15 protein-coding genes and 1 CRISPR repeat array are annotated in these 15,118 nt (G+C 38.6%); of the genes, 3 read left to right on the top strand and 12 right to left on the bottom strand.

All coding sequences use genetic code 11. From position 1 onward, the window contains the following. Positions 1-101 precede the first annotated feature (101 nt). A complete protein-coding gene (locus ACQY3F_RS09945) occupies positions 102-1,673 on the top strand; it encodes a MutS-related protein (RefSeq protein WP_428354702.1) in 1,572 nt (523 codons plus the stop codon). Next, positions 1,674-2,273 carry a lytic transglycosylase domain-containing protein gene (locus ACQY3F_RS09940; protein ID WP_428354701.1) on the top strand — a complete coding sequence of 200 codons (600 nt, stop codon included), beginning with the start codon at positions 1,674-1,676 and terminating at the stop codon, positions 2,271-2,273. 69 nt (positions 2,274-2,342) lie between these two features. Then, positions 2,343-3,631: direct repeats of the CRISPR family, unit length 28 nt; unit sequence TTTCTAAGCTGCCTGTGCGGCAGTGAAC. Between the two features lie 144 nt (positions 3,632-3,775). On the opposite strand, the gene ACQY3F_RS09935 is transcribed toward ACQY3F_RS09940, so the two are convergent. From ACQY3F_RS09935 to cas3f, 11 genes are all read right to left on the bottom strand, one after another. Then, on the bottom strand, positions 3,776-4,363 hold the full coding sequence (locus ACQY3F_RS09935; protein ID WP_428354700.1) for a zeta toxin family protein: 588 nt from the start codon (positions 4,361-4,363) through the stop codon (positions 3,776-3,778). Next, the gene (locus tag ACQY3F_RS09930; RefSeq protein ID WP_428354699.1) at positions 4,360-4,776 is read right to left on the bottom strand and encodes a TA system antitoxin ParD family protein; all 417 of its coding nucleotides are present in this window, start codon (positions 4,774-4,776) and stop codon (positions 4,360-4,362) included. The genes ACQY3F_RS09935 and ACQY3F_RS09930 overlap by 4 nt, the downstream gene beginning before the upstream one ends. A 325-nt stretch (positions 4,777-5,101) precedes the next feature. Further along, positions 5,102-5,203 carry a type I-F CRISPR-associated endoribonuclease Cas6/Csy4 gene (locus tag ACQY3F_RS09925; RefSeq protein ID WP_428354698.1) on the bottom strand — a complete coding sequence of 34 codons (102 nt, stop codon included), beginning with the start codon at positions 5,201-5,203 and terminating at the stop codon, positions 5,102-5,104. Then, entirely contained in the window at positions 5,203-5,433 is a 231-nt protein-coding gene (locus tag ACQY3F_RS09920) for a hypothetical protein (protein ID WP_428354697.1), read from the bottom strand. Before ACQY3F_RS09920 ends, ACQY3F_RS09925 begins: the two co-directional genes overlap by 1 nt. Before the next feature lie 182 nt (positions 5,434-5,615). Further along, positions 5,616-6,170 (bottom strand): type I-F CRISPR-associated endoribonuclease Cas6/Csy4, encoded by a 555-nt coding sequence (gene cas6f / locus ACQY3F_RS09915; RefSeq protein ID WP_428354695.1) that lies wholly within the window; start codon positions 6,168-6,170, stop codon positions 5,616-5,618. Then, positions 6,170-7,177 (bottom strand): type I-F CRISPR-associated protein Csy3, encoded by a 1,008-nt coding sequence (gene csy3 / locus ACQY3F_RS09910; RefSeq protein ID WP_428354694.1) that lies wholly within the window; start codon positions 7,175-7,177, stop codon positions 6,170-6,172. The genes cas6f and csy3 overlap by 1 nt, the downstream gene beginning before the upstream one ends. Further along, positions 7,174-8,067: a type I-F CRISPR-associated protein Csy2 gene (csy2, locus tag ACQY3F_RS09905; protein WP_428354693.1), complete on the bottom strand. Its 894-nt coding sequence runs from the start codon at positions 8,065-8,067 to the stop codon at positions 7,174-7,176. Before csy2 ends, csy3 begins: the two co-directional genes overlap by 4 nt. Further along, complete coding sequence (gene csy1 / locus ACQY3F_RS09900) at positions 8,064-9,314, bottom strand: type I-F CRISPR-associated protein Csy1 (RefSeq protein ID WP_428354691.1); 1,251 nt, start codon at positions 9,312-9,314, stop codon at positions 8,064-8,066. The genes csy2 and csy1 overlap by 4 nt, the downstream gene beginning before the upstream one ends. 28 nt (positions 9,315-9,342) lie before the next feature. Continuing rightward, positions 9,343-9,576, bottom strand: coding sequence for a DUF2442 domain-containing protein (locus tag ACQY3F_RS09895; protein WP_428354689.1), 234 nt, complete (start codon positions 9,574-9,576; stop codon positions 9,343-9,345). Between the two features lie 19 nt (positions 9,577-9,595). Beyond that, a complete protein-coding gene (locus ACQY3F_RS09890; RefSeq protein WP_428354688.1) occupies positions 9,596-9,856 on the bottom strand; it encodes a DUF4160 domain-containing protein in 261 nt (86 codons plus the stop codon). A gap of 255 nt (positions 9,857-10,111) precedes the next feature. Then, complete coding sequence (gene cas3f, locus ACQY3F_RS09885) at positions 10,112-13,282, bottom strand: type I-F CRISPR-associated helicase Cas3f (RefSeq protein ID WP_428354686.1); 3,171 nt, start codon at positions 13,280-13,282, stop codon at positions 10,112-10,114. A gap of 99 nt (positions 13,283-13,381) precedes the next feature. Between cas3f and ACQY3F_RS09880 the strand changes: the two genes are divergently transcribed. Continuing rightward, complete coding sequence (locus ACQY3F_RS09880) at positions 13,382-13,582, top strand: type II toxin-antitoxin system VapB family antitoxin (protein WP_428354685.1); 201 nt, start codon at positions 13,382-13,384, stop codon at positions 13,580-13,582. 211 nt (positions 13,583-13,793) lie between these two features. On the opposite strand, the gene cas1f is transcribed toward ACQY3F_RS09880, so the two are convergent. Then, positions 13,794-14,753, bottom strand: a complete 960-nt coding sequence (gene cas1f / locus ACQY3F_RS09875; protein WP_428354684.1) for a type I-F CRISPR-associated endonuclease Cas1f — start codon at positions 14,751-14,753, stop codon at positions 13,794-13,796. Positions 14,754-15,118: the final 365 nt, after the last annotated feature.

The raw sequence follows: 15,118 nt of genomic DNA, 5'->3' as shown, positions 1-15,118 counted from the left end.
ACAGAAAAAAGCGAAAGCTTTTCTACTCCCGCTTGTGTGTTTGTTGAGAGTGTATGCCGCGTTTTTTAGTAGATCAATTTTAATAAAAAAAGAAGATAAGTATGACTTTACTCAAGGCGTGGCAAGAAAAATGGCCAGATATTCGTGTTAGTAAACCGGCAGAAACGGGTGTGGGTGTACTGGATTCTGGCGCATTTAAAAGTATAGAAGTAGAAAAAATATTTGCTACTATCAATCATGCTCAGACGAGCATAGGCGAGGCTGTTCTTTATCGCTCACTGGCTCAGCCCTCGGATAATCTTCAGGATATCCTCGAAAAGCAGCAAGCAGTCAAAGAACTACAGGCTGATCGTGAGCTAAAAAATGCATTACAACAATTGCTGCTGAATGCAAAAAAGGATGAAAAACTTTTTTATCAATTACTCTTTGCCAAGTTTTTAGGATCGTCAGGTACCGCGCGAGATGATGCAGAAATTGAGGGTTATGGCTATAAACAATATCGTGGGGGTATGCGCTTTATTTTAGGTTTTGTTAATGCTGTATTGCCTATGCAAAAACCTAAAAGCAAGTACCTTGAAGCGCTGTTTAATGAACTATCGGCATTTACTAAAACGCGAATTTACGCATTGATGACTGGGCCTGTCTACATCACGGAAAAAGGTATACAGAGTACCATCGATAGAAAAAAATTAATGCCTGCGATCATTTTTAAACCACATGTTTTCAAGCCTTTATTAATTTCGCTGGTATTTGTGACATTGTTGCTGGTTAATCTGTTTGTGCCTATTGGTTTCTTTAGTTTCTCGCCCGCTGTTACTATTTTTCTAGTGCCGATGATGCTGGTTTACTTTCCGGTTGTTGGCGGCTTTGATAGGGATAGCTGCATTTTGCCTTTGCGTGAAGAGTATAGAAAATCAAACGAGCTGGGCAGAGCTCTGGATGTTATTGGGCAGCTGGATGAGTTAATGTCTTTAGTGAAATTCGCTGAAGCGAATGCAGACACATTAGTGTTGCCTGAGTTGATTGAGGCTGAGCATCATAAAATCAGTTTAAAAAATGCAAAAAATCCTGTATTAGGTAAAGTGGATCCAACCTATGTGGGTAATGATTTTGCAATGGATAAGGAGAAACTAGCACTTATCACAGGGCCTAATAGTGGAGGCAAAACGGCTTTCTGTAAAACCTTGACTCAAATCCAGTTATTAGCGCAGATCGGTAGTTATGTGCCAGCAGACTCGGCATCATTAACAGTGGCCGATAAAATTTTCTATCAAACCCCGGAAATTAGCCAGCTTGATGATGGCGAAGGGCGCTTTGGCTCTGAGTTAAAGCGTACTAAAGCAATTTTTCTGGCAAGCACACAAAAAAGTTTAGTGGTGCTGGATGAGATAGCAGAAGGAACAACTTTTGAAGAGAAAATGGAAACCTCGGCAAATGTGCTCAATGGCTTTTATCAAAAAGGAAATAACACCCTATTAATCACCCATAATCACCAGTTGGTTGATCATTTTCTGGAAGAAAGTAAAGGTATTGCACTGCAGGTTGAATTTGTAGGTGAAGATCCCACGCATAAGCTTATTCCAGGTATTTCAAGGGTAAGTCACGCGCATCGCGTAGCGAAAAAAATTGGCTTTTCCAAGGAAGATATAGCCGGATATCTGGCGGATAGCTAATTGAATTTTTTTAACGGTTTGAAACTTGGTGTGTGTGTAACGGTCTTATATGCCACAAGTTTTAGTCTATGCGCGGATGTCTATAAATATACCGCCCCGGACGGCGGGGTATATTACACCGACCAACCGCCACACAAAAAATACAAGCTGATCATTCGTAGCAAGCCTAAAGGCTATAAAGCATCGTTTAAGCATCTGCAGAAAAATAAAAAGAAATACACGCCAATTATAGAACAAGCAGCGAGTAAGCATAATATAGACCCTAAGCTAGTGCATGCAGTGATTTATGCTGAATCTGCCTATAATGCGGCCGCTATATCTAGTGCGGGTGCTGTAGGCTTAATGCAATTAATGCCAGCAACAGCAAAGCAATACGGTGCGAAAAACCGCAAAGACCCTAAGCAGAATGTTTTTGCCGGCACTCGCTATCTAAAGTACTTACTTGGCCTGTTTAAAGGTGATTTAAGTCTGTCGATTGCCGCATATAATGCGGGTGAAAATGCCGTCAAAAAATATAATAATCAAATTCCACCCTATCCTGAAACGCAAAAATATGTAAAGCAGGTTTTGCGTCTTTATAATAAAGAAGAGTCTTTATAGTAATCAATAAAATTTAGCTGCCTGTGCGGTAGTGAAAATTGTCCACGAAAAACACCAAAGGTACGAAAGTTTCTAAGCTGCCTGTGCGGCAGTGAACTAAATGTGGTCACGCACCAAATATGCCTCGCTTTTCTAAGCTGCCTGTGCGGCAGTAAACAGAACCCGAGCAGGTAGAAAAACCCGTGAATGTTTCTAAGCTGCCTGTGCGGCAGTGAACGAGGCTAAAATAATGGAAAGCCGTCTAACATTTTTCTAAGCTGCCTGTGCGGCAGTGAACGAGACTTGCGACTGTTCGGTATCGTTGTGAAATTTCTAAGCTGCCTGTGCGGCAGTGAACAGGAATCAATCATGTCAAATTTAGCAATTACCTTTCTAAGCTGCCTGTGCGGCAGTGAACGTATCACGAATATCCTATAGACGCACCAGTATTTTCTAAGCTGCCTGTGCGGCAGTGAACTTTCGCCTGTAAAGATTGTGAATTCTTTATCATTTCTAAGCTGCCTGTGCGGCAGTGAACTTGCTTAACACTGAAGCTCAAGTTGTTTAATATTTCTAAGCTGCCTGTGCGGCAGTGAACTATCTATTATATAAACTCCCTCACTGTATCGATTTCTAAGCTGCCTGTGCGGCAGTGAACGGTGATTGATAAAATCCTGAAGTGTACATTTTTTTCTAAGCTGCCTGTGCGGCAGTGAACCGTCTAAGCTGTAGTAGTGCAAGTCGTTGGATTTTCTAAGCTGCCTGTGCGGCAGTGAACTTCAGCACACAGTTTCAGCCACTCGATCTGATTTTCTAAGCTGCCTGTGCGGCAGTGAACTTATGACACTGCTATCCAGTGTCACCGATATATTTCTAAGCTGCCTGTGCGGCAGTGAACTGGCGCTGCAAGCAGTCATGGCTATATCGCTATTTCTAAGCTGCCTGTGCGGCAGTGAACATATGGCTGTTTTCCATGCTGATTGTAGTCTTGTTTCTAAGCTGCCTGTGCGGCAGTGAACGAGAAAACCCTGACAGCCCTACTAAAAACACTTTTCTAAGCTGCCTGTGCGGCAGTGAACTACCGCCTTTGGTTCGCGCTCCTAGGCTTGATTTTCTAAGCTGCCTGTGCGGCAGTGAACAAATTGAAGCTGATGTTTGGGTTCAACATGGCTTTCTAAGCTGCCTGTGCGGCAGTGAACAAGAATTTGAATTATAACCCTGTGTTTGGGTATTTCTAAGCTGCCTGTGCGGCAGTGAACATACAATTAAGAGAACATGCTCGCCTGGTTATTTTCTAAGCTGCCTGTGCGGCAGTGAACCTAAAACCGCCTCATTGAGTAGTTGACTGGTATTTCTAAGCTGCCTGTGCGGCAGTGAACAGTAGTATAAAGCACAAAAAATTAGTTACAACAGCTATTTAGGTGTTTTTTCAAGAAAACACCAATGCTTTTTTACGCCACTGTAACTTGTTGATTTTTAGATATTGTTAAAGAACTTGAAAAACTTTGCTTATTAACTCTATTTTACAATAGGTAGTCAGCTAATAAAATCTTCGCCCATTCTGGAAGTAAATCTACTTGAATCGTTATTTGTCCGTTTTGTATTTCCGCAATCTGCTGAAATGGGCTGTCGAAACTAGAGTTATTTAGCAAATAAACTCGGTTACATAAAGCTAAGGTTTGTTTAATATTTTGTAGCGTTCTAGGAATTCGACTGCTCACTTTATCTTCGGGAACCGTGTGCCCTCCTTCACTAACCCGCTGTGCAACACGCGCGTGATTTAGTGAAATCGTATCTAAGTGAATAAAAACCAATATAACTTCATACCCCATCATTTTTGCCTGGGAAGCAAAGTCGATTTTAGAAGGATGAGAAAAAACGGATTCAAAGCAAAAGCTGCGTCCTTGGTGTAGTAATTGCATTCTCATTTCTTCTGCAATTTTTGCTGCTTCGTAGCTGTGCTGTTCTGGTTGTTCGGGAGACAGTAGTTCGGCCAGAATATCTGCATTGATAAACGGCAAGCCTAATGGCTCTAACTGTGTTCGGTAGAAAGTGCTCTTACCAGCACCATTTCCCCCAGCTAATAGCCAGAGCTGTTTGCCCTTGTTCAAAAATCAATGCTCGTTAATTCGATAAACTGGCCATTTTTAAATTGCCCCATCGTGATCTTGCCATCGGGATCAATTTTCTCCAGAGTGCCAGGGTGTTTTGTTGATGCTTGATATTTGATTGCATTGTTTGTTACTTTTTTCCGTAACTCTCCAGATTGTCGTTCACTTTCAAGTGCTTGGAAAACAAACTCTGGGTCAATTGGCGCGCTAAAAACAGGCTCCGTTTTTATGATGGATAAGCCAGACGAAACAGAGAGCAATATATCAGGATCTAATGTTGTTGCTACCTTGCGTCCTAAATCAGCCCAATACTCGATCTGTTCCGCTGTACTGCGATGAAATCGCTTTGCGGTTGATTCTGCTGCCTGCATCAATTCTTCTTGCAAACGGATTGGGGAAGCTGCTTTTACCATGTTTAAGTCTCATTGATGGTTTCAATTATTGCATATTGTAGCAGATTGCTACAATACTTTATGGTTATATTCAAAACCATGGAACAGTGGCAATTTTATTTAACACGGGACATTCAGAGTAAATGACTGAATCGTGTGAGACAGAACGCGCGTGGAGGGGAGTAGGCTTTAGCCTACACGTGTAGCAGATGGGTAATTCGTGTAGGCTAAAGCCTACTCCCCTATGATTATCTCGCATTGGGTAGGGCGAGGCTAAAGCCTCACTTCCAAGTTGCTCAAATTATTTCGGCACATTCCTAAGCGGCATAGGAAGCGATGGTTATATTCAAAACCATGGAACAGTTGCAATTTTACTTAATCCAAACGGGTCAAACTGGCCTTGTACGGCTTGAGCTTTCACCTTCCCAAACTGAATATAACTATCCATTAAATTTTTTCCCTTTCTACATCTTGCCCTTCGCCTGTCCGTAAATCTTCAGCAAAAAACATATCCTGCCATGCTCCCGCTAAAGCCTTAACTGAATCTGACCATGATGTGATGGTTTGTTCATCTATGATGCGTTTTAACCATTGCTGAGATGAAAGCCCAGCTGTTTTAGCTGCCGTGTTCATCCTAGCTTCGGTCGCATCATCTATTTCTAAAATAAAGTGTTTCATCTTTTACCTCTCATTAAAAATTGACGCGACTATTCAGTATCTTTTGAAATCTTATTGATTGCAATAGCTCCATCCAATAGGCTAGTTAATTCCTATTGCATAATAAATGGCATAGGGGTGGGTGGTTCAACTAATTTCAAATCATCAAGTAGTAGACTGCTACTTGATTTTCCACTGCCTATTTAAAACCAAGGAATTGTGGCTGTTTTACTTAGACCGAATTGGTCAAATTCACCTTTCACAGTGTGAGAATTTAATTTTCCAAATTGAATATAACGCCGATGTTTGTGTCCATTCGAGACACTTTGTAATTCCAGGTAAGGGTTGTCAAGCCCTGTGGATAACATTTTAGCCTCATAGATTTTAATTTTTCCGCCTGCAATTGAACCTCTGTTGATAAGACGTTGTAATTTAGAGTTACTCATATTTTGTCTTATGCGTGAAACGGTTCGATAGCCTTGTATATTTTCCGGCACTGGTAAAATGCTACTTACCTGACAATAACCTGCTAAGCCACCAAGCCAGTTTATTTGTTGTAAAGTATCTAAACTTGATTTGTTACCGTGAATTCTAACGACATTGCCTAATTTGCTCTTATATTTTGGAAAGCTTACACCTATAGAATTTTGCTTTAAGTTATTAAGGACTTTGTGGAATTTAGTAAAAACCTTGTTTCTAATAAAGTAGATTGGAACCTCTTCATCCGCTTGCAATACCAAGTCAATATAAAAATCCATTATTGCTTTTCTCCAAACACTCCCCCACGAACTAAAACCGCCATAACAAAATGTTCTTCTTCGACATTTTCTAATTTTTCAGCCTGGGAAAATCTATCAAATAAAGAAAAAAAGTCTATTTTTTGTTTTGGTTGACGGTAGGCTCTACCCAAATTTGTTACCGCACCATAGGGATCAATTGCAATGGGCTTTTTGTGAGTATCAAAATCAGGATACCATGTATCAATTGTTCGTATTGCATTGCCAATTTTTTGGGAATGCATCGCAGCAACATCATTAACGTGATATAAAATTTTACTTTTCTTTTCTTTGCTACTGTTTTTATCAAGTACCAATTCTTCACTTGGGTAAACATCTTGAGACTTGCCGACTTTAGCAAAAGCATTGATTTCCAGCAATAAAAACTCATTTTCACCTGATAATGTTTTTGCAATTAGACTTCCCATTTCAGTGACATCATTTGAAAGGTTGCTAAAATCCTGCGTATCATTGTCTAAGCTATTAAATGTCCAGTTTTTATCACTGTCATTATTTAAGACATTAATTTTTACTTCTAGCATTTCACACCCAACTCTGTTTCTCCAAAAAAAACTGCCGTTGGCAAGATTTGATGCATAACGGTTGGCTATTTCAGTAAAGCTATGCTCTTTTATATAATCAGTAACTGCTTGAGTATAGGTTTGATTAAATCCTTCATGATTACATGCCGAGGGATGCTCGACTCCACTTAATACTTTTAATGTGAAATTTAACTTTAAAGTATCTTGTTCTGGCGTTAAAGCACAACTGTCAACCGTTTGCAGGTTTGCGCTTTCTATTTTTGCATCTATCTTGCCTTCCTCAGATTTTTTAAGTCTGTTAGAAATAGTGCCCCGTACAGATTTCTCTTGCAATTTAAGCGGTGTAGATTGTGAGTTTCTACCTTCCCAGGTTGTGCCGTACATTAAACCATCAGAGGGCACTAATTTTTTTTCAAACGCTAAAACCGATGCTGGAATTTTACTCATAATTTACTCTCCTGATTATTAATTAAATAGTTGTTTTGACAAAGATAGAAACCATCACCTTGGTATTGCTGATAGCGCCATATCATTTCGTCTATATTGTCAAAACGATACGCCATTTTAAATTCACCTAAAGTCACAATGCTTTCTGCAAATCTATGTGGTGTGTTTTCATCTCGGGTGTTTTTTAATTGCCCTAGATCACTGATTCCTTGATAGCCAATACTGATAGGAACAATCCACCCCTTTTCTTTTTTAGTTGGCTTGCCTTTGGTGACTTTATGGTTTTCATCAATTTCCACTGCTGTTGTGGTTGTCAGATACTCCAGCATGGCATCTATCGCATCTTTGCCCTTTTGCATTGCTTGTTGCATTAAGTCTTGTCTTGTAACCAAGCAAAAACCTGGCATTAAATATTTGCTTAAGTCTCTAGGTTTGTGATTGTCAACTTGTAGATGTCGGCCTGGTTTAAAACTTTCTATATCCCCACCAGCAACCTTCATTGTGTGCAGGATATTATCAATACAACGTGTCAGTTTTTCGTAGTCAATAACGCCTATTTCACATTCTACTGCGATAGTAACCTCTATATCACAACGGGCTTCTTCAATAAATGAGGGTCTACTGCCTGATTTATCTAAGGGGTTACTTGTCGCTATAATTGAGCTAATATAGTCACCTCTGCCTTTATAAGTTTGCAGACTCATATCCAGACAACTCACAATAATGCCTGATAATTTAATCTCTTTAAATTCTGTACTTTTCAACTTCCGTTCAAGCGCATGCATAAAACCTAACCATGCAGTCATCGCAGGAAAACCTATCGTGTAAGGACTCGATAATGCATTAGCATTGTGAATTTTTATATTTGGAATTAACAATATGTCTTTCATTTTAGCAATGCCTGTTCTTGTTCTAGAAGGCTTTTAATATGGTCTATATCATCATCCCCTAGCAATTTATTATCTTTCGTTACTTGCTTATAATTGCCGATAAACCAATTGGCAAAATAGCTTTGGGCATTAGTCAGGTAATCATGATTTTGTTGATCATCAGTTCTAATATCTGCATACTTTTCATCCAGCCAAATCTTTTGCCAACGCACTACGCCTTCATAAGTTTCACTATCTGACCAGCCTGTATTAATATCACGAATATTTTCAACCAACCTTTTAACTTTGGTAATGGAATTAAGAACAATATCGTCGCGCTTGTCTCTAATGTCTTTATTGTTTTTTCGCCAACTTAATACTTTATGAAACTGCTCAAAGTCGCTTTTAAATAATCCAGCCCAAAGGCAATTTTCAAAAAAATCATTTTTGGGTGGCTGGGTTTGGCGTTTTTCTAGCTGTGGAGGCATAGATGATAATAAATAGCTAACCCCGCCGTTTTGAGCATTTAAGGTGCTAATATTCTGTGCTTGTGTTCCTCCATAACCTACCGCTGTTAAACCATATATTTCAGTTATTTCTCCTTTTGTTTGAGCTGGTTTTGCTTTTTTCAATTCATCTCTTAGTCTTTTGTTTTCTTCAGAAAAACGCAGGTCATTTGTTTTTTGTTTTAGTTTATAAATGATTCCTGAAGCGTTTAAAACTGATAATAAGTGATAGTCATCATCTACAGGGAAATAGACTTGCTTTAATTTTTCGCTGGTTTGATCTAAATCGGAATGTCTAATTTTCAAAAAGCCCTCTCTTATCTCTTTAAAGGAGGCTTCATGTATTGCAAACTGCTGTTTTATCGTCTCTGTGTTTTCTTCTAAATGCTGTAAAACTGTTTTTTTGTCTTGCAACTCTATCCTTAGAAATTTTTCAACATCTAATGCGGCTGCATTACCAAATACATCCAGTTCAACGGCTACATTTCCTGAGCGTAATAAACCATCGTTTTCTTTTTTTCTATCTGCAATAATGCTACTGGCTTTGGCATTTGGATGAACAAATTTAGCGGGATGGGAAGTAAGTGATAATTGCTTGGCGCGTTGTGACGCATCAATTAACCAGCTTTCAATAGCATATTTTTCTTGTGCTTCTTGCCTAAAACTAAGCTTATCTTCTTCACTGGTATTGCCTTTCACTCTTTTCTTTAGGTAATCTTGCTTTTTGTTTTCTAAAAATGCAGTTATTGCTTTGTCCAACATATAGCCCTCCTTTAATTCAAGTATAAAATTAGCAGGTTATTTTTTCATACAATGTTTCAGGCGCAATATCAGCCCCGTTTGGCCATGAAATGGTTCCACCTTCAATTTTTGCCTGCTTAAAAAACTCCTTATTTCTTAAGGGAGCAAACACAAAACCTCTAGCGGCATACTCTGAAAAATCAACTTCCCCTGAGGCACCATTATCAAATACTATATAAAACGTATAATTCCCCTTATATTCAATATTTATGACATCATTCATATCCCACATAATTTCACCACTAAGTTAAAGGTTCAATTTTATTAATTTCCCGGTTTTCTCGAGCTAATTTCCAATCAATGACGAGTTCTTCGCCATGCATATCAACCCAGCCCCTGACTAATTTGGTTGCTGTTTTCGATCCAAGATTGCCTTTTATGACGTTCCCATCAAAGTCAAAGACCGCTTTTTTACCTGAGTATTCAGCATGAAAATGAGGTGGATTGTGCTCATCATAAAACATCCTGATTATTATTCCGAAAAACCTTGATATTTCTGGCATTTCTGTTTCTCTCTTTATAAATAAGCTTGTAAACAGTGATCTTAAGTACGAAGTTAACAAATAACTTCGCCTCACTGTCGATAATAATAACTAACAAATTTAATATAGTCAACCATGTAGTATTTTATCTATATATTATAAAACTTATCAAAAACTATATTTTTTCTGTAGGTTACAATATTCACACTACTGCAAAAGTAGCTTAGAAAATGTAGTATTTAATCTATGCTTTAACTATTACCGCCGCACAGGCGGCTACTGTCTGGTTAGCCCTAACTGCTCATTGTAATTAAACTGATGAGGCGTTAGCGGCTTACCATACGTTGGTAAATTTATTTCGCCATATATTAATGCCGTTTCCTTTAAATCTCCATTTTTAGCTTTCTCAGTTAACAAATCTACATAACTGCGTGTGAACCATACGTTTTTCATTTCTAGTTCACTTAGTGATTCAATCGCTATATTATTTTTCCCTACTTCAACAGTATTATCTCTATCACCTTTTTCTAAAAATATATTTTCAACCGTTAAAAACACCGTCATATCTTTACTTCGATTGCCTCTAAAACGGATATACTGCTGGGGCAATGCCGTCAACCACCAATCACTGTCTAACCAACCTTGCATAGACTCTGGACCTTTTGATTCATAGTTTGTTAGTAACTCATGTATGACCTTGTGCTCTATGTCAGCAAGTTCTGATGAATTTGTTTTTTGTATACGATTTGTTGCATCAAGCTTTTTAGCTAATTCCTGGGTGTTGACCAACTTATCTAAGTCATAGCTTGTTAAATCCTCCACTTCTTGTTGATAACCTGGCCATTTAAATGCTACCTTTTTCCCTGCTGTTTTTAAGGCTCGATAGTTATATTTCATAATGGCAATATTGGGTTTTAGAACTTCTTTTTCTCTGTGCCTAAGCACTCTACCTGCTAACTGAATAAAAGACCGGAAAGAAGAGGGTTCTATTACCGCCCAATCAAAATCATGATCTCTACCCACTTCTTCAACAGGCGTTGCTACGAGCACAAATATAATGTTGTCGACTTGAGAGTTATCAATGTGCTTTCTTATCACCGAATCTGCGAGGATATGTTCATCCCCCTTATTACGTTTGAGTATTTTGTCTAAATATTTTTCTTGTTCGTGGCGCATCAATAAAACTTGCCTAGAGTGATATGCCATTGCTTTTATTTCAGTATTTTCTGCCAAACTTTCTTTTAATAAGAATTGGGTTAAAGCGACACAAGGATCCACATTAGCAATTCTGACCACACCAATACTTATTTTTTTATTAGTCTTTGTATCGATAAAATGATGATGTCTATGTTTTTCTAAAACAGCTTGTTTTATCGCTTGAAAATATTCTCTGGGATCCGTACTGCAAGGAGCTATATTGGCTTTTCGCCTTACAGGCTGTTCCTTAAGTTTTTCTATTCGTTTTTTTATGAACTTATCATGTTCTTTTTTAAATGCTTCTCTATTTTCAATGTTAATGACTTTAGGTTTAAATTCATCAATCCACGCACATCCTATTGAAGGCTTTTTACCCCTCATTTTTGCAAAAATATCCCAGCCAGATTGATAAGCATTAAAATAACCTTCTGCTAAATCAGGCGGGATGGTGGCGGATGAAATCATTACCTTTCTGCCTAACATACCGGCAAGGTGAATTAACCTGCCTATGGCGATTAAATCCTCGTTGTCAAAATCATCAATTTCATCAATTACTAAATCAGAAGACATAAGGCGTAATGTAGGTAATATATATCGACCGCCTCGTATCACCTCAATTGCTTGAATAATATGATCAATCGTACAGGCAAGCACAGGCGCGTATAAAAAATGTCTATCTTTTGTGTTTTTTAGTACGGTATCTAAGCCTTGCTCTGGAAAATCGCCACTAAATATTATTTCATTATCCAGCAAACTTGTACCTGACTCTGAACCCGTCTGATTTTTTTGTTGATGTAAATTGAGTATAGCTTTAGAACCAATTAATACCGCTAATTCATCATTTTTTAAACCTATTTTATCTTTATACTCATCTCCCGTTTGCAAAGTGAGTGTTCTCAACCCAAGGGCTAATATATATCTTAAACTTTCCTCATTAGCAGAAAGTGCTTGCATAATTTTTGCATTGGCAAATGTTTTTCCTTTGCCCGTTGATGCCATATTAACGGCAAAAAAACCAAATTGATTTTTATCCAACTCACTGTTATTTCGTTTCCATTTTTTGATACTACTTACTGCGTCATCCTGCCATTGGTAACCCTCTGGACTTTTTCTACCTATCTTTTCATTATTTATAACACGGATATTTTGATTAAAAATAGCTTCAAATTGTGGTAGTTTGTGGGTGTTTTTCTTGGCTTGTTTTGCTACACCGACAAGATGCTCATCCAACTGTTGTTTTAGTTTATTTTGTGGGTCAGTATTTGCAAAAAGTTTTACGCTACTATGCCAATGACTATCTTTTGGCTGAGATGAATAATAATGATCACCTAACATCAAACACAGACGTGCATATGTCATTACTGGTCGAAACAGCTCGGAATTAAAAATAGTGTCTATTTGAGATAAACTGTTTTTTAACTTAATGGCATAAGACTTAACTTTTTGCTGCCAATCAATTGATTTACTCGGTAACTCTGTACATTTAAACCATTCATTAAAAGCTATTTTTTCTTTTTTACTTTCGTAACCCCATGCTTGTGAAATGACTTTAAACAATTCACTCCGTTTTATTGGCTTGCCAGCATTCTTTTTTTCTTCCAATACGGGTAATTTATGATGTGTCAAAATTAGCCATGCCACCATACTGGCAACGGGCGGTAAATCTGCGAGTGGCTTTTCAATATTCTCAATGGTTAATTTTGATATTTTTTGATGAATGTCATCACTTATTAAATCGGTAAGCCACTCTTCATCACTTTTGTTATCAACAATAGCGATTAAAAACAGCAATGAAATGTATTCATGCCTTAATGGGTCGCTTTGGCTCTTATTTTTCCCTTTTAATTTATTTTGGAATAAAACAGTTGCTTTGCCAAAGTCATGCAATAAAGCTGAAAAAACAGTTAGTGATTCAATAATGGGTAAAAACTGCCAATCATTTTCATTAGATGAAGAGGCGATTACTTGATCCGTATAATTCACTGGCACAAACCCTTCTTTATTAAACTTACCTTTACTCCCCACCACCCACAAAAACTCACTCCGACTTCGGCTCCTAATCCAATGACAAGACACCGCCGTATTTTTAGTCGCACTTTTACGCAGTAATTTTTTAACGGCCTGCAAGCCATCCTCGGTAATCACGGTTTGCCAGGTACGGCTACCGATACGATTGGCAAACGCATCTAACACACGGCGTGTACGATTTAGTGCCTTGTGTTCACATTGCGAGACAAAGGTCACCATCATGATATATACCTCATTAAAGCGTATAAGTTAAAAAGCATCATAAGCAGCATATAATGATGTTTTATTTGATATTTACTTTGTTCATCACAAGAGGTTTTTATGCGTACAACACTTAATGTTGATGACGATCTATATGCCAAGGCGGTTGAATTAACGGGTGTCCATGACAAAACGGCATTACTGCGTGAAGGTTTAAAAGCGTTGATTGAGCGGGAAAGTGCACAGCGATTAGCATTGTTGGGTGGTTCTGATCCCAGTCTTAAGAAAATCCCTCGCCGACAGACTGATGAGCTTAAATAATAGCGGGAATATTGGTTGATACCTCGAATTGGATTGATCATTTGTGTCATAAATCTTCCTGATTACGTATGACTCTCAGTCATAGTAAAAAAACGTGAATAATCAGCATGTTAACAAACTCGTCATTCCCGAAGTTTTTTATCGGGAATCTATGCTTAACCAACTAGATTCCTGCTAGAAGCATGCAGGAATGACAAGTTATAGCTGAGAGTTATGGGTAATCAGGTAAATCTTTACCCTCTACACTGGCTCGTTTAACCGCTTCAAACATAAAATCCAGTGCTTTATGCTGTGTAAAGTTTAGCAAGCATTGCTGGCGAAATTCTTGCTCGGTCGCTTGTTCTTTTGCACAGATAAAAGCCCATGGCAAAATCAGAGTATCTTTTATTAAATCAGCAACATCAAACACTAAGGCACCACGTCTGGTTTTACCGTGCATCACCGCAAATCCGTGAGGAATGCCTAGCACCCAAAGTGTGGTTGCTGCGAGTCCATAGGCTAAATAATTGCCATGATTCAGAAAGTCATTGGCAGCGTCCATACTGTCGTGCTGGCGTACAAAGTCTTTTTGTTTTGTCTGCTTAGCGGCAATTTTGTACAGCGATTTAGTCAGCTGTGCTTCGACTAATAGTAAGTTAGTCACGTCTGCACACTGTTCTATTTTGCTGGAAAAGTTGGCTAAAGCCCGTTGTATGTCTTTGTCTTCTAGCGTGAATCCTTCATTTTGCAGTTCCCTGTCCTTACCCCAGACCTTTTGCATATACTGGATGCGCTGTTGCTGGAATTGTTTAGCGACTTGCAGTCGTTTTCTCTCGTCAAACCAGAAGGCCATCCAGCCTTGTACATATTCTGTCGGACGATATTCGCTTTGCGGTGACAACCATTCTATTTCATTTGCCGCAATCAGTGGCGTTCCACCACCGCCACTAAAGCCAATTAATACGCCTGCTGAGGCTAACATTCTAACGGCGGCTTGAGTAATGGATGTGCCCGTGCCTAACAATATAACCGTGGTATTGGCTATTGGGATATTCCAGTACTGTTTTTCGCTATCGGCTTCGGTTAGGTAGAGCACTCGACCATCTTTTTGCATCACCCGGCATTTATCCAGATAATAAATATTGGCGCGCTTTGAATGCAGTATGGCTTTTAAGTCTGTTAATTGTTCCATTTTGCTGATCTCCGTGGTCGTTACTTTTTACTTTACTCTATTGTCTTATCTGGGAGGCTGTCCGAGAATAGAAGCCGTAGCGAGGGAAAGCGTGTTGAGTTAGATTTTTCGATTTTTTGAGGAGAATAGCAGGCTCTTTAACGAAAATAATCGGGGAATCTGGCCAAAATCAGCTTTTCCGCAGTAGACTTTCTATTCTCGGATAGCCTCCTGGTATGGCTCTAATACTAATGTAGTCTTTATAACAAAACAATCTTCTAATAGCCATTCTGCCTGCGCTTGATTGTCTTTAGTCTGGCAGAAAGTCTTTTCTAGGATTATTGTTAACTTTTAGACTCTATGAGCCTTAATTGTTGTTATAATAA

The organism is Methyloprofundus sp., from assembly GCF_965251085.1.
Lineage (GTDB): Bacteria > Pseudomonadota > Gammaproteobacteria > Methylococcales > Methylomonadaceae > Methyloprofundus.
This window is presented reverse-complemented; position numbering and strand designations above follow the sequence as displayed.